This is a genomic window from Micromonospora sp. NPDC049679, from assembly GCF_040659735.1.
In the GTDB taxonomy this organism is placed as follows: Bacteria; Actinomycetota; Actinomycetes; order Mycobacteriales; family Micromonosporaceae; genus Micromonospora_I.
Window position 1 is genome coordinate 44,538 of the sequence record NZ_JBFANZ010000016.1, and the last position, 23,177, is coordinate 67,714.

General features: G+C 67.6%; 18 protein-coding genes. 5 read left to right on the forward strand and 13 right to left on the reverse strand.

The genetic code is table 11. From position 1 onward, the window contains the following. The first annotated feature begins 2 nt into the window (after positions 1–2). Positions 3–1,244: a styrene monooxygenase/indole monooxygenase family protein gene (locus tag AB0J06_RS12990; RefSeq protein WP_357427873.1), complete on the forward strand. Its 1,242-nt coding sequence runs from the start codon at positions 3–5 to the stop codon at positions 1,242–1,244. Positions 1,245–1,346: 102 nt separating this feature from the next. On the opposite strand, the gene AB0J06_RS12995 is transcribed toward AB0J06_RS12990, so the two are convergent. The 5 genes from AB0J06_RS12995 to AB0J06_RS13015 all read right to left on the reverse strand — a co-directional run bounded on the left by AB0J06_RS12995 (position 1,347) and on the right by AB0J06_RS13015 (position 6,447). After that, on the reverse strand, positions 1,347–1,601 hold the full coding sequence (locus AB0J06_RS12995) for a hypothetical protein (RefSeq protein WP_357427875.1): 255 nt from the start codon (positions 1,599–1,601) through the stop codon (positions 1,347–1,349). Positions 1,602–1,936: 335 nt separating this feature from the next. Then, positions 1,937–2,677 carry an N-acetylmuramoyl-L-alanine amidase gene (locus AB0J06_RS13000; protein WP_357427877.1) on the reverse strand — a complete coding sequence of 247 codons (741 nt, stop codon included), beginning with the start codon at positions 2,675–2,677 and terminating at the stop codon, positions 1,937–1,939. A gap of 619 nt (positions 2,678–3,296) precedes the next feature. Continuing rightward, on the reverse strand, positions 3,297–4,922 hold the full coding sequence (locus AB0J06_RS13005; RefSeq protein WP_357427879.1) for a diguanylate cyclase: 1,626 nt from the start codon (positions 4,920–4,922) through the stop codon (positions 3,297–3,299). Between the two features lie 120 nt (positions 4,923–5,042). Continuing rightward, complete coding sequence (locus AB0J06_RS13010; protein WP_357427881.1) at positions 5,043–5,972, reverse strand: LLM class F420-dependent oxidoreductase; 930 nt, start codon at positions 5,970–5,972, stop codon at positions 5,043–5,045. Between the two features lie 82 nt (positions 5,973–6,054). Then, the gene (locus AB0J06_RS13015; protein ID WP_357427883.1) at positions 6,055–6,447 is read right to left on the reverse strand and encodes a VOC family protein; all 393 of its coding nucleotides are present in this window, start codon (positions 6,445–6,447) and stop codon (positions 6,055–6,057) included. Between the two features lie 510 nt (positions 6,448–6,957). Between AB0J06_RS13015 and AB0J06_RS13020 the strand changes: the two genes are divergently transcribed. Together AB0J06_RS13020 and AB0J06_RS13025 are read left to right on the forward strand one after the other, a co-directional pair. After that, a complete protein-coding gene (locus tag AB0J06_RS13020) occupies positions 6,958–7,947 on the forward strand; it encodes a DUF1996 domain-containing protein (RefSeq protein ID WP_357427885.1) in 990 nt (329 codons plus the stop codon). 417 nt (positions 7,948–8,364) lie between these two features. Beyond that, positions 8,365–9,540, forward strand: a complete 1,176-nt coding sequence (locus tag AB0J06_RS13025) for a hypothetical protein (protein ID WP_357427887.1) — start codon at positions 8,365–8,367, stop codon at positions 9,538–9,540. Positions 9,541–9,594: 54 nt separating this feature from the next. Here AB0J06_RS13025 and AB0J06_RS13030 read toward each other — a convergent pair whose 3' ends face one another. The 7 genes from AB0J06_RS13030 to AB0J06_RS13060 form a co-directional block, all read right to left on the reverse strand. Then, complete coding sequence (locus tag AB0J06_RS13030; protein WP_357427889.1) at positions 9,595–10,695, reverse strand: glycosyltransferase; 1,101 nt, start codon at positions 10,693–10,695, stop codon at positions 9,595–9,597. A 106-nt stretch (positions 10,696–10,801) separates the two neighbouring features. After that, on the reverse strand, positions 10,802–12,121 hold the full coding sequence (locus AB0J06_RS13035; protein ID WP_357427891.1) for an acyltransferase: 1,320 nt from the start codon (positions 12,119–12,121) through the stop codon (positions 10,802–10,804). Between the two features lie 7 nt (positions 12,122–12,128). Continuing rightward, positions 12,129–13,661 (reverse strand): lipid II flippase MurJ, encoded by a 1,533-nt coding sequence (locus AB0J06_RS13040; RefSeq protein ID WP_357427893.1) that lies wholly within the window; start codon positions 13,659–13,661, stop codon positions 12,129–12,131. After that, positions 13,654–14,841 carry a glycosyltransferase family 4 protein gene (locus tag AB0J06_RS13045; protein WP_357427895.1) on the reverse strand — a complete coding sequence of 396 codons (1,188 nt, stop codon included), beginning with the start codon at positions 14,839–14,841 and terminating at the stop codon, positions 13,654–13,656. The genes AB0J06_RS13040 and AB0J06_RS13045 overlap by 8 nt, the downstream gene beginning before the upstream one ends. Continuing rightward, on the reverse strand, positions 14,838–15,827 hold the full coding sequence (locus AB0J06_RS13050) for a glycosyltransferase (protein ID WP_357427897.1): 990 nt from the start codon (positions 15,825–15,827) through the stop codon (positions 14,838–14,840). The genes AB0J06_RS13045 and AB0J06_RS13050 overlap by 4 nt, the downstream gene beginning before the upstream one ends. Next, on the reverse strand, positions 15,805–17,199 hold the full coding sequence (locus AB0J06_RS13055) for an O-antigen ligase family protein (RefSeq protein WP_357427899.1): 1,395 nt from the start codon (positions 17,197–17,199) through the stop codon (positions 15,805–15,807). The genes AB0J06_RS13050 and AB0J06_RS13055 overlap by 23 nt, the downstream gene beginning before the upstream one ends. A gap of 88 nt (positions 17,200–17,287) precedes the next feature. Next, entirely contained in the window at positions 17,288–18,559 is a 1,272-nt protein-coding gene (locus tag AB0J06_RS13060; protein WP_357427901.1) for a glycosyl transferase family 1, read from the reverse strand. A gap of 648 nt (positions 18,560–19,207) precedes the next feature. Between AB0J06_RS13060 and AB0J06_RS13065 the strand changes: the two genes are divergently transcribed. Beyond that, a complete protein-coding gene (locus AB0J06_RS13065) occupies positions 19,208–20,476 on the forward strand; it encodes a DUF1800 domain-containing protein (RefSeq protein ID WP_357427903.1) in 1,269 nt (422 codons plus the stop codon). Position 20,477: 1 nt separating this feature from the next. Next, positions 20,478–21,737, forward strand: coding sequence for a DUF1501 domain-containing protein (locus AB0J06_RS13070; RefSeq protein WP_357427905.1), 1,260 nt, complete (start codon positions 20,478–20,480; stop codon positions 21,735–21,737). A 22-nt stretch (positions 21,738–21,759) separates the two neighbouring features. Here the strand turns inward: AB0J06_RS13070 and AB0J06_RS13075 are convergent, their stop codons facing one another. After that, positions 21,760–23,064 carry a sugar transferase gene (locus tag AB0J06_RS13075; RefSeq protein WP_357428004.1) on the reverse strand — a complete coding sequence of 435 codons (1,305 nt, stop codon included), beginning with the start codon at positions 23,062–23,064 and terminating at the stop codon, positions 21,760–21,762. Between the last annotated feature and the right edge of the window lie 113 nt (positions 23,065–23,177).

The window sequence follows — 23,177 nt, forward strand, 5'->3', positions numbered from 1 at the left end:
TAATGCGCAGAATCCTTATCGTGGGCGCCGGGCAGTCCGGGCTCCAACTCGCCCTGAGCCTGCAGGCCGAGGGGTACGACGTGACGGTGATGTCCGCGCGTACGCCGGACGAGATCCGCCGCGGCTGGGTGATGAGCACCCAGGCGATGTTCGGCCAGGCGCTGCGGACCGAGCGGATCTACGGGTTGGATCTGTGGCAGCGGGAGACGCCGCAGATCGAGGGTCTGCACGTGTCGCTCTCCGCGCCGCCCGGGCAGCGCGCGCTGCGCATCCCCTGCCCCATCGACGAGCCCGCGCAGAGCACCGATCAGCGGGTCAAGATGGCGGCCTGGCTGGAGCTGTTCGAGGAGCGCGGCGGCACCATCCACTACCAGGGCGTGACCACCTCCGACCTGGACGGGCTCACGGCTCTCGGCCGGTACGACCTGACGATCGTGGCGGCCGGCAAGGGCGATCTGGTCGGCGTCTTCGACCGCGATCCGGCCCGGTCGCCGTACTCGGCACCGCAGCGCGGCCTGGCGGTGGCGTACGTGCACGGCATGACGCCCGACCCGCTGTGGCCGGTGCCGCACGTCAGCTTCAACGCCGTGCCCGGCCTCGGTGAGCTCTTCGTCATGCCCACCTACACGCTGAGCGGCCCCGCCGACATCCTGTTCTGGGAGGCCATCCCGGGCGGCCCGCTCGACCTGTGGCAGGAGCGGCGCGACCCGGGCGAGCACCTCAAGCTCACGCTGGATCTGGCGCGGGAGTACACCCCGTGGATCTACGAGCGGTGCACGAACGTCGAGTTGACCGATGGGCGGGCCACGCTCTCCGGCCGCTACACCCCCTCGGTCCGGCGGCCGGTGGCCCAGTTGCCCTCCGGCGGGCTGGCCTTCGGCATGGCGGACGTGGTGGTGGCGAACGACCCGATCACCGGCCAGGGCAGCAACACCGCCGCCAAGTGCGCGGGCGCGTACCTGGAGGCCATCCTCGCGAACGGCGACCGGCCGTTCGACCAGGCGTGGATGGAGCAGATGTTCGAATGGTTCTGGGAGAGCACCGGCCGGCACGTCACCGACTGGACGAACGCGATGCTGCAGCCGCTCCCGGAGCACGTGCAGGCCATCCTCGGCACGGCCGCCGGCAACGAGACGGTCGCGCGCCGCTTCGGCAACGGGTTCTCCGACCCGAGCGACTTCGAGAACTGGTTCATGGCGCCGGACAAGGCCCAGGCGTATCTCGCGTCGGTGCCGTCGGCCTGACGGGCTCACGTCACCTCACGTGCCCGCCCCCGTTTCGGCCCGATTTTCCGGGCCCGAGCGGGGGCGGTTCGCGTTACTCTCCCGGCCCCGGGGCCGGCCGGGTCAACCCTTCATTTCCCGGCAGAGCCGTTCCGGATCGGTGGTGAACTGCGCCTTGCGCTCCTTCAACCGGGACAGGTCCTGCACCATGCGGGCGACCTCGCCGGGCGTGAACCGCCGGTCCTCGTCGCCTTCCTGCTCCAGCCAGCCGATCATCTCGTCGTAGCTCCGCCACGGGCGCTTACGCAGCAGATGCTCCACGTCGGACTGGTCGTAGTCCTTTTCCTTCTTACGGCTGGTCGGGTCGCTCAACTTCATGGCGAATCCTCCTCAAGCTTGATCGCCCGGCAGGTTGTTCCCCCTCAGATCGCCAATACCCCGGCGGATGCCCACCATTCACCTCGGGCCGCCCGGGCTCGCCCGCCTGCGCGGGTGCCGCCCCGTGCGGCCGAGACGGACGATCGGCGCAACCGGGCGGCGAGGGGATGAATTTCCACGGTCACGGCTGTCCGCAGGGTGCCGGGATGAGCGAGGAGCGACCACAGAACCCGCGGGCCACGCCCCACTGGTCACCGTGGCGGGCCGTGCGCGGTGAGGGGCGCGGCGTCGCTCGCGACACGCGCCCCTCCCCCGTCGGTGCGCCGCAGCGGGCGCTAGGCGGCCAGCGGTCCGGCGACCGCCTCGAGCTGCGCGTCGGTGTCCACGTCGGGCACCGACTTCACACCGATGGCCTGCAACGCCCGCTGCGCGTCGAAGTTGGGCAGCGGCCGACGGCGCACCCCGTCCGACACGAACACCGTTCCGTCGGACTTCTTCTTGATCAGGAACATCTCTACCTCCTCTTCCGGCGGCGGGGGTGGTGGCGGCGGTGGCGCGAGGTGGCGCTGCCACACCGCGAGCAGCTTGTCCCACGGGAAGTTCGGTCCGGGATCGGTGTGGTCGGTCCCGCCCCATGCCAGCCGCATCTGGTTGTGGTCGTACGCCCCGCGCACCCGCGGGTTGGACCTCATCTGGGCGACGGTGGCGCGGGTGGCCGGAATGTTGTGGTGCCGGCTCACCGCGGCGAGCACGGCGCCGATCCTTTCCCACGCCACCGACGACAGCCACTTCGCGCGCGACCACGAGGTGAGCCCCGTGAACTCCACCGCGATGGCGTACGTGTTGCCCTGGGTCGATCCGGCGTGCCCGGCCCGGTCGGCGGTGTCGAGGGACTGGATGACCTCGACGTTGTCGGCGTAGAAGTGCGAACTGGTGCCGTCGGTTCGCCGGGTGGCGTACGCGGCTTCGTTGGCGGCCGACGCGTTGTTGGCGGTCGCATGGACCGCGATGGCGTACTTGGTGGATGTCCCGTACCTGTTGCGCCCCTGGACGAAGCGCACTCCGGGCACTCTCATAGCTCCCTCCTCTACGGCTGCGGCGCGCGGCCGGGTGGGTGACCGCTGTCCGCGCCCGGGCACTCGTACCGCCCGGCATCGGGCGATCCCGGGCGCGGGTAGCCGGCGTCGGGCCGGGTGCTCCCGCGGCCGGGCCGCCACGTTCGTGAGTGAGTGGTCGAGCGACCGTCGCCGGGGGCGGGTCCAATGAGGTCCATCAGTGCTCCCCGGAGCGCCGGTGGTGCCGGGACGATCCCTGCGACCGTCGCGCCGAACGTGACGCCCTGTTACGTAGTCTGCTCGTCGCAGCCAACAGCGCCCACTCCGGCAATGCCCTGACGGCGTTAGTTGGCACCTGTCACGAAGATGGACTTTTTAGCCGCGTGCGTGACAGAAATGGCCTTGGGGCTGCGAGTTCTTCTGCGCTAATGTGCTGGTGAGGTCGCTAAAACGGATCACGGGCGAGTGCCCGGGCGTCACGCTCCCGGACCCGCAGCCGTCGTCATGAGCCTCCGGTGAGCGGTACCGGTCCGAGTTCGGCGAAGATCATCCGAACCCGCGCTACGATCACGCAGAGTGTCCAAATGGGTCGGTCGCGAACGGCGGCGCGGCCGCGGTCCGCCCTCCGTCGTCGACGCCGTCATTTCTGCACGGACGAGGTCGTCACCCGCGCGGTCTCGATGCGGTTGCGTCCGAGGCTCTTCGCCACATAGAGCGCCTGGTCCGCCGCCTCGATCAGCGCCGCCGGGCTCTCCGACCCCAGATACTCCGCGACGCCGGCGCTGATCGTCACGGTCACCGGTTGCCCGCCGATGATGAAGGACGACGAGACGCAGACCTCCCGCATCGTCTCCGCACGCTGCCGCGCCTGCTCGGCGGTGCAGCCGGGCAGCACGAGGAAGAACTCCTCCCCGCCGTAGCGCACCGCGCTCTCCCCGTCCTGGATGAGGGCGGTGATGCGTTGGGCGGTCGTGGCGATCACCTCGTCGCCGGCAACATGCCCGAAGCGGTCGTTGATCCCCTTGAAATGGTCAATATCGATCATGACCACGCTGAGCGGACGGCGTTCGGCGGCGGCCAGCGCCACCTCGCGGTCGAGCGCGCCGATCAGGTACCGCCGGTTGTGCAGCCCGGTGAGCGAATCGCGGCTGGCCTGCTCGGCCAGCTCCGCGCGGAGCCGCTCCACCGCGAGCAGCTGCTCACGCAGTTCGTCGTTGGTCGCCCGCAGCTCGTGGCGTTGACGGTTGCGCTCGGTGACGTCATGCACCACCAGCACCCACCCGATCACCTTGTTGGCGCGGTCGGAGAGCGCGCTGTGCCGCACGTTGAGGTCGAACCGCTGCCCGTCGGCGGCCGTGAGGGTGTACTCCGCGTCCGACCCGGCCGACAACGCCCGGTCGATGCTGAGCACGTCACGGGCCTGCATGCCGAGGATGCTGGGGGGCGCGTCGGGCTGGAGCCGCCGGAGCAGACGATCGGCGGCGGGATTGAGGTCGAGGACCCGGGAGGACCTGTCGATCACGATGACCGCGTCGCTGATCGTCTCCAGGATCTGCCGGCCGGCAACCGGGACCAGCTCCGGCAACGCCTCCCGGAGCAGCGCCCAACAACACGCGCCGGCCGAAATGCAGAAGAAGACCGGGGTCAGGCCCACGGTCTTGCCCTGCGGCATGTACGACACGGTGATGATGTTGCCGATCACCGGCGGCACGACGGCCACCAGCGGCCAGACGAAGTGCCCCCGGTAGGACCGGGGAGCCTGCAGACAGGCACGCACCAGCGCGAACATCGCCCAGGCCAGCAGCGCGTAGCTGTAGATGGTGTGCACCCAGAACGCCGGCCCCGGCTGGGGCGCCAGCAGCGGCGGCGAGCCGGAGAGCGCGGCGCCGGCGTAGAACTCACGGTGCCACGTGTTGGTGGCGGCGGTGACGATCGCGAACGCAGGCTCGATCGCCAGCAACAACGCCGCGGAACGCGACAGTGTCCACGCCCGGTCGGCCATGCCCTTCGCGTAGCAGAAGAAGCCGGCGACGCACGCGCAGACGCCGGGATAGATCGCCGTCTCGAACGCGAGCTTCACCTCAAGGTCGGTGGCGAGCACGGAGAGGCACTTCGTCGCCGACCACCAGGCCAGTCCGGCCATCGCCACGGTCATCGCCGCGGCGGCCGGCGTCAGCCGACGGCGCGGCCACATGATCGCGGTCGCGATGAGCGAGCCGAACGCGGCGATGCCGAATAGAAGCGCGAACGGTTGCCAACGCAGCATCCGCGCCCCCTTCCGAGTGTCGTCCTCTACCGCATCGGCAGTGCCGAGCGCCAGCTGAGCTAATCACGACCGTGCGCCGGGGCGCCGCCCCGCGGCGCCGCCAAGCTCGCGGCGCGCGCATCACAGCTGAGGCGCCACCTCGGCCGCCACCAGTTCCAGGTGATCGAGGTCGTCGAGGTCCAGCACCTGGAGATAGATCCGTTCGATCCCGAGAACGGCGTACCGGCCGATCTTCTCCACTATCTCCGCGGGCGTGCCGGCCAGACCGTTCGCGCGGAGCTCGGCCGGCTCGCGTCCGATCGCCGCGGCGCGGCGGTTGACCTCCGCCTCGTCGCGGCCACAGCAGAGCACCAGCGCGTTGGAGAAGCGCAGGCTCGCGGGGTCCCGGCCGATCGCCGCACACGCGGCGCGTACCCGGCCGAGCTGCGCGGCGGAATCATCGACGCCGGCGAACGCGACGTTGAACTCGTCGGCGAATCTGGCGGCCAACGCTGGCGTCCGCTTCGGGCCGAGACCGCCGATCATGATCGGCGGTCTCGGCGTCTGGACCGGTTTGGGCAGCGCGGGTGAGTCGGTGACGGTGTAGTACGCGCCGCGGAAGTCGAACGTGCTCCCGACCGGCGTTTCCCAGAGCCCTCTGATGATCGTCAGCTGTTCCTCGAACCGGTCGAACCGCTCGCCGAGCGGCGGGAACGGAATCCCGTACGCGGCATGCTCCGCGTCGTACCAGCCGGTCCCGATCCCGAGCTCGACCCGGCCGCCGCTCATGGCGTCAACCTGGGCGACCGTGATCGCCAATGGCCCCGGCAACCGGAAGGTGGCCGCGGTCATCAGGGTGCCGAGCCGGATCCGGGTGGTCTCGCGGGCCAGCCCGGCGAGCGTCGTCCAGGCATCGCTCGGACCGGGCAGTCCGCTCACCGACCCCATCTTGAGGTAGTGGTCGGACCGGAAGAAGGCCCCGTAGCCGGCGTCCTCCGCGCACCGGGCCACGGCGAGCAACCGCTCGTAGGTGGCGCCCTGCTGGGGTTCGGTGAAGATCCGCAGTTCCATACCGGCAGCTTATGAACTGCGTCAGCCCCACGCGCTCCGGTCGCCCGGTTTGCCCCGGCCGACCGGCGCCACGTCGCGGTGCTCACGCGCCGGCATAGGTGCCGAAGCTCCAGTAGACGCCCTCAGGGTCGCGGACGGTGAAACCCCGCGAGCCGTACTCCTCGTCGGTCAACTCCTTGACGACCCGCGCGCCGGCCGCCCGGGCCTGCGCGAACAGGGCGTCCGGTTCGTCGGTGACGATGTACACGGAGCCGACGCCGGCCGGCTGATCGGCGATCACACTGTCCGGACGGTCGCTGCCCAACATGATTCCGCCCCCGCCCGGCCAGCGCAGCTCGGCATGGGCCACGACGCCGTCGTCACCGGCGTAGACGGCGGCCTCCCTGAACCCGAACGCCTCGACGAGAAACCTGATGGCGGCTGGGGCGTCGCGGTATCGCAGGGTGGGCCAGACCCTCGCGTGGTTGTCAGTCATGGCCTCAGCCTGCCTCTTCCGCATCCCGACCGTCTTGTACAAATGAGAGCTCGTCGCTGCCCAGCCACACCGAGGGCGGCACACCCGCCAGGTCCCGCCATTCCCGGGCGAGATGCGGCTGGTCGTAATACCCGCAGACGGCGGCCACCTCGGCGTACGACGCACTCTCCGATCTCCTTTTGGGTTCAGCGTGGGCCAGTTACCGATGGACGACGGACGTAACAAGTATTGACAACCGTCTTAATAGTCGCTATCAAGGTGAATAGAGAGAGCGCTCTCACGCCACGGGAATCCGGGGGGACGCGAACGGCAGGCCGCCGCTGCCCCGGCCTGCCGCTCCACGCATGAGGTGGCCCGTGCCGGCTCCACCTGTCCCAGAGGTCGCTACCGCACCGCACGCCGTGCACCCGACCCGCACCAGCGGCCGACCACGACACGGTCGACTGGCTGAGCTTCGGCCACTGAGGACGGTCCGCGCCCCCGACCCTCCGAGTCCCGAGGAGGAACAGCATGTTCACCAGACACACGTCGCGGGGTGGAAAGCCCACCGCCTCCCGCACCCGCCGGACCGCCGCCATCCTGGTGGCGACGCTCGCCGCCGTCGGCGCCCTGGCCGCCAAGGCCGACGCCGACCCCACGGCCGCACACTCCGCCCACGACCACGGCGTCGGCGACAACGCCGAGCAGTCGGCCGCCATCCGCGCGCAGCAGGCCGTCCCGGCCGCCCTGCGGGGCTCGGAGTTCCGCGCGGACTGCACCAGCAAGGGGCGCAGCGGCGACGACCCGATCGTCAAGCCCGGCCAACCCGGCGCCTCACACATTCACGAGTTCTCCGGCAACACCACCACGAACGCGTACTCAACGCTGCAGTCGCTGCGGCTCGGCGGCACGACGTGCGAGCCCAGGTCCGACCTGTCGGCCTACTGGACGCCGACGCTCTACAAAAACGGGGTACCGGTCGCGCCCGAGCGGGTCACCGTCTACTACCAGGGCATCTTCGAGAAGGCCGGCGCGGTCACGCCGCCGCAGGGACTGCGGATCGTGGTCGGCAACGCGCTGGCCACCTCCCCCGCCCAGAACCCCGCCGCCCGCTGGTCCTGCGTCGGCCACCCGCAGTCGAGCGCCGACTTCCTCAACTGCCCGCCCGGGTCGAAGCTGGAGACCTACCTGGACTTCCCGACCTGCTGGGACGGCGTCAACGTGGACTCCCCCGACCACAAGAGCCATGTGCAGTTCATCATCGGCGGCGTCGGCGGTCACTGCCCACCCGGCTACCCGAAGATGCTGCCCCGCACCGAATTCCTGATCACGTACCCGGTCAACGGCGGCGGGCTGAGCCTGGCCGGCACCCGCAACGGGGCGAACGTCACGAACGCGCCGGGGTACACGTTCCACGGTGACTGGATCAACGCGTGGGAGCCCAACGAGTTCGAACGGCGCATGAACACCTGCATCCGCGCGGGCTACGTCTGCGGCACCAACGGCAACCCCATCGGCTAGCCGCCCATGACGGGGCGCCTTGCGCTACAGACATGTGGCGCAAGGCGCCCTCCCGTACGCGGGCTCGCCCGAAGGAATCCAGGCGTCGCTGGTCAGTTCGCCATCCATCGCCGTCACCGGCCACCGCGGCCATCCGCGCGGCGCTTCCGCCCTGAAAATCTTCAGCCGCCCGACCGACGGATAGATCCCTGCTGCTCCCGCTGCCTGCCTGCCCGGTCTCGCCGGCTACCAGGGCGGCCCCTCGGCGTCCGGTTTCATGATCGAACCGGTGTCGCTAGGATTCGCACACAAAGGAGAGCGGGGAAGATTGGGATGCAACCGGTTGGTCCGTATCAGTTCGTCGAGGTCCTCCGAACGTGTGAAGTGGGCGGTGTCTGGTCAGCGGTTGACGGACAGGGACGATCTCTGACGATCGCCGTGCTCGACGCCACCGCCGCGACCGACCAGCGGTGGCGCGACGCATTCGCGACCACGACGAACGCGTTGGCACAGCCAGGGACGGGCTTCGCTGGTTTCGTTCAGGCCGACTTCACCGCGCCCACACCCTGGGTGGCCTACGCTGCCAACGGCGCACCGACCGCAGAGCGGATATTCCTGGCGCTCGGCATGGACCTCTGGCCCGTGCCACCGCAAGCGCATGACGCGGCTGCGGCACCGCAACCCGTGTCGTCACCGCCGCAGCCGGTCTCCGGAGCCGCCGTAGCGCTACCGCAATCCACCCCGGCGCTGTCACAGCCCGTCTCCGCGCCACCACAGCCCGTCTCCGCGCCGCCACAACCGGTTTCGGTGCCGCCGCGACCGGTATCGGGCATGCCACAATCGCCCGCCCTCGGACCGTTCCCCCCCGCCGGCCCGCCCTCATACGACCCGCTGTACTCGCCAGAGCGCCACATCATGCCCTCGCCGCCGGCACGACGCCGCACCGCGCTGTGGCTCGGGATCACCGCGCTCATCCTGTTCGCACTCGCCGGTACCGGAGCCGTCTTCGTCTGGGGGCCGGTCGGTGACAACGGGAAGCCGACGAGCCCACCGGCCAGGAGCGCACCGCAGGTCGCAATGCCGACAGCCCGACCGGTGAGTCCTGGTATCGAACCGCCGAAACCGGGTGCCTGGCCGACTCAATGGCCGCGATTCACCGGGACGGACACGGTCCGGACACTGGCTGGTCTTGATGGCTTCGGCTTCACCGTGAAAGTGCCGCTGAGCTGGGAGTGCAGCCTTGCCGGCCGGGCGGAAGGATTCGCCAAGTACAACTGTGGCGCCTCGCGGGGTGAGGATTCGGAGATCGGCGGCGAACTGACCGTGCGGGACTGCCCCCAGCCGTGCACGAAGGAATGGCAGGTCGTCATGCGCAAGGCCGAGGAGGCGTGGGGCGCGCAGTGGATCCGCAGCGGGGAGTTTTCCGCGTACGCAGAGGCGATCCTTGACGTCGACGGCGCGCAGCGCCACGGTCTCGTCGTGGTCGCGTACTGGCGCAGCGGGAGCGACGGATCGCTCGACCGTCAGCTGGTATTTCGCATGACGGCCCCGGTAAAGGATGCCCAGCAGCTGCGGCGGGTCGCGAGTTACCTCCGCGACACCGTCATCTTCTGAGGCTCGCACGCCAACCAGATGACGTCGCGGCGCGACGAAGGTCCGGAACCGGCGCTAGCGGGACGCCTCGCCGATCCACTCGCGCAGCCGGGCCGCGAACTGTTGCTGCGAGAAGGTGGCAGCGTGTGCCGCTATCCGTTCCGGCGACAGCTCGTGGAGGCGCTGGACGAGAGGTACGAACGCGGCCGCGTCCAGGGAGTCGACGAGGAAGCCGGTTTCGCCGTCGACGACGGTCTCGAGGAGGCCGCCGCGGCGCAGTCCCAGCACCGGTGTGCCGCAGGCCTGTGCCTCGACCGGGATCATCCCGAAGTCCTCGTGCACCGGGAAAAGCAAGGCCTTCGCTCCCCAGTAGAGCTGGCGCAGCCTCTCCGTGCTCGGCCGCACTTCGAACGTGACGGGCACGTTGACGCGCTCGGCCGCGCGGCGCAGGTTCGCCTCCTCCGGCCCGGATCCGGCGATGACCAGCGGCATCCCGGCGGCCTCGGCGATAGCGATGATCAAGTCAAAGTTCTTGTACGGAATCCACCGCCCGACGCCGAGCAGATAGTCCCGCCCCTGTGCCTGGTCCGCGAGTGGCGCGGAGGAGAAGAAGTCGACGTCTACCGGCGGGTTGATGACCACCGCGTCGCGTCGCCAGTAGCGACGGATCCGCTCCCTCACCTCCAGCGAATTCGCGGCGTAGCTGTGGACGTGGCGGCTGAGCCGGACGTCGGCGGCCTGAAGGACCCGTCTGGGCAGCGACAGCAGCGGGCTTGACCCTCGACCGTCGAAGGCGGGGCTCCAGACGTACCGGGCGGGAGAGTGGATGTAGCTCAGGTGGCGTGTCTGCTCGGGCGGGCCCAGCCGGACGGTGTGGGCGAAGGCATGGCTGGACGAGATGACGACGTCGAACTGCTCGCGGCTGAGGGTCCGCCAGACCAACGGCATCAGGGGCAACGACATCGCCTTGCTGCGCCGCAACGGCGTCCGGGCCAGCCACGATTCGCGGAGGCCGGGCTCCTCGGCGTCGCGATCTCTCCACAGGACAAATCGCTCGTCGTGCGGCACGATCTCCGCGATCTGCCGGAAGACCGCCTCGGACCCACCCGTAGCAGCGAACCACTCGTGAACGAGGGCGACAGACCGTCCCGCGAGATGACCCAGTGGATCGGACACACCGCTATCAGTGGCGTGATAGGGCTGCTGCGCCGTCCAACCCGGTGTTTCGTCACTGATGGGTGAGACGCCTTGCTCTACCACCCGTTACTCCTCATAGCCAGCACTACCGGGATACCCGCCGCCGGGACGATACAGCAGCACCCGCGGATTGCCCCCGCGCCTCACCTGCGCTCCCACCTTCGAGACCTTTTCCGGCGCCGGCAAGGGCCGACGAATTAACCGACATTGGTGCGCCACTCCCCTCGGCTCGGATCTGCGCGAAGCTGGCCTTCAGCTTGCGACGCAATATCTTCGCCATCGGACGTTCCACGCAGCGGTGCGCGACGTAGGCGAGCAGGAGCACACCACCCACCACGCCCGCGAACAGCGCCCAGGGCGGCACCGCGTCGTGTAGACGGCTCACCACGATGCGGCTGAGCTGCATGTGCAGCAGGTAGACCGGGTAGGTCAGTGCGCCGATGACGGTCAGCCCTCGCCACTTCAGTCCGGAGAACCACCCGAGCGCGACTCCCACCATGATCGCAAAGAATAAGAACATGATGGGTAGAGCTATCTCGAACGAAATTGCATTCCTGGTCGCGTTGTGCGCTTCCACGCGATTTCGAAGTGTTATCACGCCAATGATCATTGATGTGCCGAGAATGCCCCACAGGAGCAGGTTCGGACCGAATCGGTGGATCAGGTAGAGCGCGATGCCACTAATGAAGTAGGGTGCGAAGCCCGACTCCACGACCAGGATCAGCGGCCGAAACTGGGAATACTCGGCGTACAGTGCGGCGGTCATCCAGAGAATACAGAAGAGGACGACCCGCCGATACGTCAGCCCGAAATGGACGACGATTGCGAAGAGGAGATAGAACTTCAGTTCGACGAAGAGCGTCCAATACACCGAGTCGATGTTCGGAATATTGACGAACCTCTGCAGCATGGTCGCGTTGATCAGCACATGCGACGGCTGCGGTCTGCCGTTCTCAAGCGGCCAGAGCGCGAGGGCGGCAGACGTGACCAGCACGGCGAAAACATATGCCGGCACGAGTCGGGTCACCCGCGACACAAAGAAGTCGGAAACCGAGCGTCCCCAGCAGCTCATACAGATAACAAAGCCGCTGATGACGAAGAAGAACTCGACCCCCATCCAGCCGTAACGGAAGACGGTCACGAAACCGTGATCGAACAGGTCCTCGACGTTCGCGCCCCACGCCCTGCGATTATCATTATCGATCAACACGTGGAAGCCGAGGACCGATATCGCGGCGCAGAAGCGCAGCAGATCCAGCACGTAGAGTCGATTGGCGGCGCGCTGCGGCTTCTCGCCGGGCGAAGGAGTCGACCGCACGGCTCCGGACGGCTCGGGCGCAACTTGCGGGCGCGCCATTTCCGAACTCTCGCCCTGCCCAGCCACGTCTCCCTGCTGGATACTCACTGTTTCCTCACTTGCCCGCCACCGCGCTCTCTTGCGGAACCGGGGTCGGGCTCTGCTTGAATCTTTCCAAAATACTTGACAAAAACGTCCGACGAAGTTGTGGAACCACAGCGATGTAGAGCATCCACACCACCAGGATCGCCGCGGATGACGCGGCCAGGCGCAGCACGCCGGGTCCCGACAGGAAGTACCCGGCCGCGATTGCGGCGAGAACGCCCGGCAACAGGACGACGATCAACCCCAGGCTGAAGCGCAGTACCGCCAACCAACGGGCGGAGGCGATGAACATCAGCAACCCGCCGACAGATGCCGCCGCACCCAAGGTGAACGCGCCCCAGTGCCGATAGAGCAGGAGGTTGAGGCCCATGGGCACCGAAAAGGACAGGGCCATGACGATCGCGACCTGGAAGTTGGCGCCTCGTGCATTGAGCACCTTCACGAAGGTGTAGCCGAGCACCTGCGCCCAGATCCCGAGCGCGAAGCCCAGCAGCATCACCGACGAGATGTCGACCGCGCGATCGTCGAACTGGCCGCGCGCGTACAGAACGGTGACGATTCCCCGGCTGTTGATGCAGAGGATCAATGAGAGCGGAACCGTCACCAGGAGAACGGGTGGTATCAGGCGTCGAAGCCCTCCGGCCACCTCGCTCTGCTTCATCTTCGAGAAGGACGCCAGGCCTGCCAGGCCCAACGGCGCAGCGAGCAGCGCCATGCAGGAGTCGACAACGAAGCGCGCATATTCGGTCGCCGCCACGACCTCGACGCCGAGCAGCGAGCTGACGGCACGTTCGACGGCGATCGAGCCCTGCAGGATCACAGGTATCAGCAGAAGCGGCCGCAGTCGCCGCCAGAACATCGAAAGCGCGAGTTTGGCGCCGGCCCGGTCGGTGACCTGAACGGGGGCGCCGTCACCGACGCGCAGGTAACCCCGCCGCCGTATCCAGTACGCCCCCCAGCACCACAGCACGATGTATGGAACTGTGAAACCCCAGGCCAGCAAAGCGACGTGGCCGGACAGATACGCCGCGATCGTCGCGCAGATCAGGCCGATGCTCTGGAACGAAGCTCGGAGATTGATAAGGCGGACATCGTCGTTCGCCAGGCCCACGAGCGTGTAGAGGTTGTACAGCACATAGAACGGCACGCCCACGGCGGCGACGCCCAACATCGACGCGGCAATGCCCGCGGTGTGCGCGTCAAGACCCGGACCCAGGAGTCCCACCCACATGTGGCGCCCGAAGAGGAGCGCCACCACGAGCATCAGCGAGAAGGCGGCCAACAACAGGTGCACGGTGCGGTACAGCGCGTGCGCCATGGCCGGCCGCTCCTGGCGGTACTGAACGTACAGCGGGAGAAAGCCGGCCGAGAGCGCGTCGGCCGTGAAGAAGTTGATCGGAATCAGCGTGGCGGTCAGCGCGATGCGGTTTGCCGCCACCACCTGCCCGGCTCCGTAGAGCGCCGCGAGGAGAACCTCACGGAGCAGGCCGAGAGCCTTGCCGGCCAGGCCGCCGAGAACCAGGCGAAAGAAGATCTTAGCCACGGCGCAACGAACCAAGCTCCCCGAAGAGTGTCAGGTAGTCCTTCGCGCACTGCTCGAGCAGGAATTCGGACGGCAGCAGACTCGCTCTCGCCCCCCGCGCCGGCGCGACGTCTTTCAGGGCATCGGCGAGCAGTCCCGGATCCCCCGCGTCGACCTCGTGCAGGACCCCTCTCAGCGCCTGTGATCCGACGGCGCCGGTCGGCACGACGCACGGCAGCCCGCACGCGAGCGCCTCCAGCACCGCCATGGGGAGTCCCTCGAGTCTCGCCGTGGTGAGCAGGGATACGTCGGCGGCGGCGTAATACTTCCGGACGCTGTCCGGCTCGACGCGTCCGACGAAGACGACCATGTCCTCCAGGTGCAACTCCCGGACCAGGCCGCGAAGTCGACCCTCGTCCGGGCCATCGCCCACCAACACGAACCGGAACTGGTCCGCACAGCCCCGGTCCCGCAGCATCGCGGCTCCACGCAGGGCTCGATCGAGTCGCTTCTGCACATGCATGCGCCCAATGCATCCGACGACCGTGGTGCCGTCATCGATGCCCAGGGCGCTCCGCACCTCTGCCCGGGCCCGCGCGTCGAACCCGTGGTCCTCTGCCCGCACACCGTTCGGAATCAGGCGGACCTTGTCGGGGGGCACCGACCAACTCTGCGGCTTCGCGACCAGCGACTGCACCACGTTCTCGCCCACGGCGACGATACGGTCGAAGTCACGGTAGCGGGCGAGGTCACGCACGAGCCCGATAACGTTCTTCGGCGCGGTAGCCACCGAACGAAGATCATGAGCGCGAAGCTTCGACGCGATCTCCATGGCCGAGGTCCCATGGGCCTGCATGACGAATGGCGTCTGGGGATGCCGCGAACGCTCACGCACAACCGAGTAGGCGCCGGCGCTCACGGACAACACCACGCTGGGAGCCGTCTTGCGGGAACGCCAGTACGCAAGGGACTCGTCCCACCACGCGGACGAGTAAACCCCCGGCCGCGCGTTGCTCAACGGCACAACCGTGACGCCGTCCGCCGAGAACGACTCGCGCGCTCCTGGAACAGCGGTTGTGACGATCTGCACGTCACTGACCACCTTGGCCCACTCGGCCGCGAGACTCCAGGCAAGGGTCTCCATACCGCCCGTGTGATGGTGCGGCGTCGCACGGGCGAAAATCAACACGGACTCGATCATATGAGGGTCCTATACAAAGACTCGAGCTTCTCGGTCTGTCGGCGCAGGTTGAACCGCTCGACCACCATCTCGCGTCCGGCATTACCGAATTGGTCGCACAACTGCGGGTCGGTCAACAGCGCGAGCAGACGATCGGCCAGTGCCGCGACGTCGCGTTCCGGCACCAGAAATCCGTTGGACCCGTCCGTCACCGCTTCGGGTATCCCGCCGTGGTCGGTGCCGACGACCGGCTTGCCAGCGGCCGCCGCCTCGAGGAGCACCATCCCGAGGCCTTCCTGGTCGCCATTGGACGCCGTCACACTGGGGAGGCAGAGCAATCGCGACTGGCTCAGCTGCCGCAGTGTTTCGCCGTGCTGCTGGGCCCCCATGAAGCGGACAGAGTCACCGACACCGAGTTCACGCGCCAGGTCGTTGAGCGACGCGCGCAAGGGACCATCCCCGATGACCACCAGCTCCGCACCGGGAACAGCATTTCTCACGAGGGCGAACGCCTGCAGGAGATCAGCGGTGCCCTTCTTCTCCACCAACCGCGCCACGTGGAGTATCCGAGGCGTCTCGACGAATCCAGCGGGTTGGATCGATTCGACGTCCACGCCGATGGGCAGCACAACGATGCGTTCTTCCGGGTATCCCCAATCCACCGCGCGCCGCCGGATGTGCTCCGACACGCAGATGAAGACCGCGCCTGAGTTGAAGAGATCGCGGCGCCACATGACGTAGTTGATCCAGGAAGGCTTTTTGGAGGCGAGCAGCTGCGATTTGTTGATGGTCACGTCGAAGCCGTGCAACGTCGTGACCAGCGGCACGTGCAGCGCCTTGGCCGTCTGGATCGCGTAGACGCCCTCGACACCGAAGTGGGCGTGCAGAAGCGCAGTTTGCCGCTCCTGGAGGAGTCCGCGGAGGGGCTTCGATCGCCGGGTCAGCGTGTACGACAGCAGCGGGGCTCTGCCGAATTCCGAAACACTAACCGAGTCGACCCCGGGCATGGTCGGGACCGGGTCCCTCCCCACGAACAGCGGGCGGAAGCTGCGCAGTGCCAACGCCTGGCTGGCGATGAACGTCTCCGACGGCCGGAATTGCTGGTGTCGCACGATGCCGACGGTGGGCGTGTGTGGCACTTTCCTTTAACTCCTCGCCAAGGTTCCGGATAAGGTAAGCGATCAGCAGCGAAACAATGGGTATGAGGTGTATCTCACCGAAGATGTCGGTGTTCTCCCCCATCCCTTGTATCAAGATCCACCCGACTGCCGCGCCGGCGTAGCTCACGAAACTCTTGTCGCAGGTGAAACGGCGCGATAGCCCCCGGACGAAGAGCCAGAATGCTAGCGCGAAGAAGATGACGGTCAGCACCAGTCCGGGGATCCCCGTGCTGGACCAGGCTGCCAGGAGAAGGTTGTGCGGAGGGAAGCTCCGATGGAGACCGTAATCTGCGGCATACGGCGTGAAGCCGGCGTCCCACCCGCCATACCCGAGTCCGAGGATCGGGGTGTCCTGGAAGGATTTGGCCCCGAATCCCCACATGACCGTACGACCAAGAAGGGCCTCGCTCAAGGCGACGAGGAGGCCGCGGTTGGCGGCGTACAGCAGCAGGACCACGGCCATACCCAGGGAGCCCGCCAGGATCAGCGGGTGTCGCCGGACCACCGTTGCCGCCCGGTTCATCCGGGTGACGCCGAACGCGATCGCGGGCAAGGCGAGCGCGAGGATCGTGGCGGACTTCGAACCGGTGAACGGCACCGACACCAGGGCGGCGATGCCTACCAGTCGGACCCACCGCGTATGGGTGACGGAGGCCACGGCGAGCGCGGCGAGGCCACTGACGCCGAGGAACATCGCGGCGACATTCGCGTTGATGAACACCCCGCCGGACTTGGCTACATCAAACACGTTGTTCGGTTTGTCGCCGAAGAAGTCCGCGATCGTGTTCTCACCGATGAAGACGCCGCCGATGGACCGGAGAAACATGGCTTCAACGGCCGGCTGCACCCGGAAGAGGATTACGAGACCCGCCTCGAGGGCCACCCATGGCCAGTACACACGTTGCACGTGTCGGAGCAGGTCGGGATCTTGCCTGACCGCTTCCCACATCAACATGAGTGTGACGATGAACTGGCCGAGTAGGACGATTGACTGCAGGCCGGCCCGCGGTTCGGGCGACCACACCAATGCGAGCAGCCGTACCGCCAGGAGTGCGACCAGGACGCGGAACAGGCCAAGCCCGAACAGACGACGGTCGGGGCTACGTTTGACCCCGACTGATACGGCCGGCAACAGGAGCGCGGTGACGATGGTCGTCAGAGCGATGTCGATGCTGCCTTCAGGGAGCAGGTAGAGCTGCGGCAGAGCGAGGAAGAGCACGACCGAGACCCTGACCCGGTGTGAGTGACCAGAGACGAACGCCGTCAGGCCAACAACCAGCCGACGGGCTGTCCCGGTGACGGCCAGCCTATCCACGCGGTTGCCCGATCGTTCCCGGGTCACACGGCCCCTCGGCGTCAGCGCCTCTCGGGCTCCGCGTCTTCGCGGCGATGCCTCTGAGGAGCTCACCACGGGACTTCCAACTGAAGCCCTGCGCGTAATCCATACGGGCGTCGATGGTCGCGTCGGATACCGGCCCGACCCTGTCCAGCACCTTGGCGACGAACCCATCGATCGACTCGGCGACATGGATGAATTGCGTGCCCTTGCCGGCCTGGATCACGTCCGGGATGGCCGTGCTGACCACCTCGAGTCCGGCGGCGAGATACTCGTAGGACTTCAGCGGGCTGACTCCAGCCGTGTATTCGTTCAGGGCGTAAGGAATCAACCCGACGGTGCAGGTGCCGGCGACCTCGGCCAGCTGCTCAGCGGTGAGTACTCCCAGGTACCGGGCGCCAAGCCGCTCGAGTTCCGCGAGTTCGCTGTCGAATCCGCCACCGCCGGCAGCCACCGGTCCTGCCAGCAGTAGTTCACCGCTGCCTTGCACCGCGGTAGCCAGGGCGCGCAGCAGGTCGACGTTCAGCTTGTGAGGCGACAGGTTGCCGGCGAATATCGCGGCCGGCCTCCGTTGCGCCGCCGGCCGGCTGGCTGCGGTGAAGACGTCGACGTCAGCGACGTTCGGGAGTGTGAGGATCTGCGGGAACCCCACACCGGTCAGGTGTTCTTCGACGTTCTGACTCGTCGCGATCGCGAGTTGAGCCCGCTCGGCGAGCTTCTTCTCGCCGGTTGCGATGGCTGACGCGTCGATGCCAGGAAACGCCTGCAAAATATCTACACAGTGGTACAGCGTGAAGTCGGCGTACCGCTCAAGGTCGTACGTGACGGGCGTGAAACTCCACAGAATTCGGGGTCGGGGGCTTCGTCGCCACTCGGCGACGGCTCGCTCCAGGAGAAGTCTGTTGGGCAGGCGTGTGGGCCCGTGATGTATCGGCACCACGAGCGGCGAGATGACTTTCGCCCGCTCAGGTACGGGGCGATACGCTGTTGTCGACTGGATGCCGAGGACGGAACGCCGCACGCGGCCAGCGATCCGGGTGAGGTCCTTCGCGTCGAGCCGCACCCTTCGCAAACCGAGGGACTCCACGAAATACGTATCGAAGTCCCGCGCGAGTTCCCGCACGACATAGTGCTGATTCGTCGCGATCTGGGCGTTCCACTCCGCTGTGCCGAGAACCAGTACCGTCGGCCGAGAGGACTCGGCCCCTTCGGGAGAATCGCAGTGCGATGGCGTAGTCGTCACTTGTCTCTTTCAGACCTATCAGGCAACGTTGCGGTGTGCTCCAGACCGGGCGCGGCCGCTGTTGCCGGCTCGCCACGGGTGCCGGGTGGATGCCCCGATCCCGTCAAGCGCATGGTCGGATGCACACCGACACCTCCGGTCCTAGCGGTCGTGCTTGCGCCCAGCCAACTCGACCAACGTCTGCGGGAGACGAGGGCGGAGGGGCGTGACGCTGCCTGCTGAGCCGGCGACAATAGACCTTAGATCGGATAGTTCTGTCAACGGCGTACGACACGCTCGACCCCGCGGTGCGCGGGCAGGAGCAACGTCACAGGCGGTTCCGCCGTCGCAGAGGCGCGCCACAAGTCCGTTACGAGCGCTTTGTTACCCGCAATCAGCCATCGAGACTGTCCGGTCATTCCTACCAGTCCGTCCGTTCGGTCCAACAGGATCGGCACGAAGGGACAGCGTGGTCGCGTCGTACCCGTCATCCTCCGCCCGCCTTCGGAGGAAACCCACCGCGATCCCGACACTGCGGCGAGGGTTCAGCCACACGGGTGACCTACAGGCGGAATCGGCACGGCGTCTTCCCCGTCCGCTGCGCGCCGCCGCCCTCTACTACGTCAGGCGTAGTTTGCCGCGATCTTGGCCTTCGCCTATGTTTCCACCATGACCGACGATGTCGCGCTGCTGCTGCGCCGGGCCGGTTTCGGTCCGACCGCCGCAGAGCTGGCCGCCGCGAGGCAGTCAGGCTATAGCGCGACGTTGTCGGCCCTGGTCGCACCACCCGGCCCGGACGTCGGCGCGACGACCGCCCCCGTCCCCGAGTTGGGGCCGGACCCGTACGTCGGTTTGCCGAGTCCGACGCCCGCCGAGCGGGCGAAAGCGGATGGCGCGCGGAAGACGCAGACCATGCAGGTCACCCGGTGGTGGCTCGACCGCATGATCGTCGCGAACCATCAGGCTGTCGAAAAGCTGCTGTTCTTCTGGCACGGGCACTGGGCGACGTCGGTCTCGAAGGTCAGAAGCGCGCAGCTCATGCTGACGCAGCATCGCACCCTTCGAAACGCTCGCGACTTCGGCGACATGGCGCACCGGATGGTCGTCGACCCGGCCCTCGTCTACTGGCTGGATGGACAGCACAACAAGAAGGACGCGCCCAACGAGAACCTCGCCCGGGAGCTGTTCGAGCTGTTCATCCTCGGCATCGGGCAGTACACGGAGCGGGACGTCAAGGAGGCGAGCCGGGCCCTGACCGGGTGGCGTGCCGTTCTCGACTCGGACAGGTTGGTCTTCGATCCGCAGCACCACGACACCGGCAGCAAGACGATCCTCGGCACAACAGGCAACTTTAACGCCAGCAGGGTCGTCGATCTGCTGCTGAAACAGAAGGCGTGTCCGCGGTTCATCGCATCCCGATTGTGGTTCCGCTACGCCTCATCGACCGACCCGATTCCCGAACGCGTCCGGGAAGAGATGGCCGCCGCGTTCCCCGCGCCCATGTCGATGCTGCGGGCGCTCTTCGAGGCGGACGCCTTCCGCGCCACCCGACACACGATGGTCAAGCAGCCCGTCGAATGGCTTGTCGGCGCGATACGACAACTGGGGCTGCGGCCGGCACACCTCCGGCAGGACACCTTCACCCAGCTCTACAACTCATTGGACGGCCTGGGACAGCGACCGTTCGCTCCGCCCAGCGTCGGAGGGTGGCCGGCGGGTCCCGCGTGGTTGACCTCCGCGGCGGCACCGATCAAGCTGAACGTGGCCCATACGCTCGCCGGCCTCGCCAACCCCGGCCGGCTGACCCCCGAGGACGTGGCGTACATCCTCTGCGTGGACAAGTGGACCGACAGGACGTACGCGGTATTGCGGGACGTGCGCGACGCGCGCCTGCTGTTGACGCTCGGACTGGTGAGCCCGGAATATCAGGTCACGTGATATGGATTCCCTAACTCGACGTCGGTTTCTCCGCGCCTCCGGGGTTGTGGGCGGTGCCGCGCTGGCAGCCGGTGCCGGAGGTTTCGGCCTCGCCGAGCTTCTCCGGACCGCGTCCAAGGAGCCTGCCGGCGGGCTGCCCGGCAAGACGAACAAGGTCGTCATCGTCACGTTGTACGGCGGCAACGACGGGCTCAACACCGTCATCCCGTACGCGGACTCGGCGTATCACTCGGCGCGCCCCGAACTGGCGTACGCCCCCGAGAAGGTGCTCCGCCTCGACAACGCGCTGGGCCTCAACCCGGTGATGAAAGGCCTGAAGCGACTCTGGGACGAGAACCGGCTCGCCATCGTGCTGGGGGTCGGATATCCGAAGCCTGACCGCAGTCACTTCCGCTCGATGGACATCTGGCAGACGGCATCGCCCGGCAGCCCGGTCAACACCGGTTGGGTCGGTCGTTGGCTGGACGGAACGAAGGCCCCTGTGGAGGCCGCCGTGAGCTTCGAGCCGGTGCTTCCGCCGCTGCTGGCGGGCAGGACACGGGTCGGCGCGTGCGTCAGCTACCGCGGTCTCGCGCTGCCACCGTGGATCGAGCCGGGCGTGGTCTCGGCGCTCGGCCGGACCGAGCCGGACGAACCGGCGATGCAGGCGCGGGCCGCGGCCGCCTACGCGGACCTGATCTCGATGGAGCGGGTGGTACGCGAGCCCGGCCAGACGATCGGCTCGCCTGAGGCCGCTGATGACGGGGTTGGGCCGGCGACCGGCACGGGCGCCGGCAACGCCCTGGCGGCACAACTCGCTCTCGTGGCTCGATGCGTGGAGGCCGGCGTATCCACCCAGGTGTACTCAGTCAGTCTCGGCGGGTTCGATACGCATGCCGAGGAGCGCACCGGGCACGAGATGTTGCTGACCCAGCTCGACCAGGCGCTGACGGGTTTCGTGGCCAGGATGGCCAGGACCGAAGCCGGTCGGCAGGTGAGTGTGGTCGTCTACAGCGAGTTCGGCCGACGTGTGCGGGCAAACGCCTCCGACGGCACCGACCACGGCACGGCCGGACCCGTGTTCGTCCTGGGCGCCCCCGCGGTCGGTGGGTTCTACGGCGAACAGCCGAACCTGACCGATCTGGACGACGGCGACCTCAAGGCGACCATGGACTTCCGTGACGTCTTCGGCACCGTTCTCTCGTCCGTGCTACGGGCCGACCCGAGCCGCTACATCGATGACTACCGCGGTTCGGTGCTGCCGTTCGTGCGGTCCGACTGACGATGCCCCGGGTCGTTGGCGCTCAGCGACCACCACCGCGGAACACTTCCACGACCGTGCGCAGCAGTACCTTGACGTCCAGCCACAGCGACCAGTTCTCGATGTAGTAGTTGTCGAACCGCGCGCGGTCGGAGATCGGGGTGTCACCCCGCAGACCACTGACCTGCGCGAGCCCCGTCAACCCGACCGGGACGCGGTGCCGCATCGCATAGTCCGGGTGCTCCGCGGAGAACTTCTCGACGAAGAACGGACGCTCGGGCCTCGGCCCGACGACCGTCATGTCGCCACGCAGGATGTTCCAGAGCTGGGGCAGCTCGTCCAGGGACGTACGACGCATGAAACGACCGATCGCGCTTACCCGCTGATCGTCCGCGATGGACCAGTTCGTCTGCGACTCGTGCTCGTTGACTGGGCGCATCGAGCGGAACTTGATGACGTGGAACGATTTTCCATGCCGCCCGATCCGCTCCTGGTAGAAGAAGATGCCACGGCCGCCGTCCAGGAACGTCGCGATCGCGCACAGCAGCAGGACCGGGCTCAGCACGAGGAGCGCAAGGGCGGCGAAGACAATGTCGGACGCGCGCTTCACTGCCCACCGGGGGCCGGACAGGGTGGTGTGGCGGATCTGCGCGACCGGGATGGCGCCGATGTGGTCGGGCAGGCCCCACTGGGACCGGGAGCCCCAGAGCCGTGGCACGGCCCAGAGGTCGCGGCTCGCGCTGGTGGGCCGGCGCAGGAGTTCCATCAGCGTCGACTCTGGGCAGTCGGGGTCGGCCATGATCAGCACGTCACACTCGACCATCGTGATCATCTGCTCGAAGTCGTCGAAGGTCCCGAGCAACGGGACGGACGCCGTACCCTGGCGGGCCGCGCTGTCGATGCAGCCGACGAAGCGCAGGCCGTACTGCGGGTAACGCCGCAGCAGCCGTGCGAGCTCGACGGCGATCGGGCCGCTGCCGATGATGACGGCGTTGTGCTCCACCCACCGGCGCTTGCGCGCGACGACACCAATCTTCCTGGTGATCCCGCGACCGATGATTACCAGTCCGCCGGAAAGAGCAACGCCGCGCATGAAGTCCGCGACGTACTCGACCGACTCATGGCGCAGGGCCGCGATCATCGCCACGATCGCCGCGGAGGCCAGGAGCCGACCGCAGAGGCTGGGCAGTTCGTCGAGGATCGCCACATGACGGCGCGCGCGGTAGAGCCCGCCCGCCGCGAAGATGACCACGGTCAACCCGGCCGTGAACAGGGTCCCCCGCCAGTAGCGGTCGGTCAGGAACAGCGGTGCCAACAGGGCGGCAAGGTCGACGGGGAGCGTCATCATCCAGGCCCGCAGCCAGCGCGTACGCGTCGAAGCGCTGGAGCCGACGTAGGGCAGTACCGCCGTCGTGCCTACCGGGCGGCGCTCTTTCGCCGCGGCGGCCTGCTGGTGACTCG

Excerpts from the sequence above, each read along its gene's own strand:
- AB0J06_RS13065 (WP_357427903.1), top strand. The coding sequence starts at position 19,208 with ATGACCGACGATGTCGCGCTGCTGCTGCGCCGGGCCGGTTTCGGTCCG.
- AB0J06_RS13005 (WP_357427879.1), bottom strand. The coding sequence starts at position 4,922 with ATGCTGCGTTGGCAACCGTTCGCGCTTCTATTCGGCATCGCCGCGTTC.
- AB0J06_RS13020 (WP_357427885.1), top strand. The coding sequence starts at position 6,958 with ATGTTCACCAGACACACGTCGCGGGGTGGAAAGCCCACCGCCTCCCGC.
- AB0J06_RS13045 (WP_357427895.1), bottom strand. The coding sequence starts at position 14,841 with ATGATCGAGTCCGTGTTGATTTTCGCCCGTGCGACGCCGCACCATCAC.
- AB0J06_RS13075 (WP_357428004.1), bottom strand. The coding sequence starts at position 23,064 with ATGATGACGCTCCCCGTCGACCTTGCCGCCCTGTTGGCACCGCTGTTC.
- AB0J06_RS12995 (WP_357427875.1), bottom strand. The coding sequence starts at position 1,601 with ATGAAGTTGAGCGACCCGACCAGCCGTAAGAAGGAAAAGGACTACGAC.
- AB0J06_RS13050 (WP_357427897.1), bottom strand. The coding sequence starts at position 15,827 with ATGCCCGGGGTCGACTCGGTTAGTGTTTCGGAATTCGGCAGAGCCCCG.
- AB0J06_RS13000 (WP_357427877.1), bottom strand. The coding sequence starts at position 2,677 with ATGAGAGTGCCCGGAGTGCGCTTCGTCCAGGGGCGCAACAGGTACGGG.
- AB0J06_RS13010 (WP_357427881.1), bottom strand. The coding sequence starts at position 5,972 with ATGGAACTGCGGATCTTCACCGAACCCCAGCAGGGCGCCACCTACGAG.
- AB0J06_RS13015 (WP_357427883.1), bottom strand. The coding sequence starts at position 6,447 with ATGACTGACAACCACGCGAGGGTCTGGCCCACCCTGCGATACCGCGAC.
- AB0J06_RS12990 (WP_357427873.1), top strand. The coding sequence starts at position 3 with ATGCGCAGAATCCTTATCGTGGGCGCCGGGCAGTCCGGGCTCCAACTC.
- AB0J06_RS13070 (WP_357427905.1), top strand. The coding sequence starts at position 20,478 with ATGGATTCCCTAACTCGACGTCGGTTTCTCCGCGCCTCCGGGGTTGTG.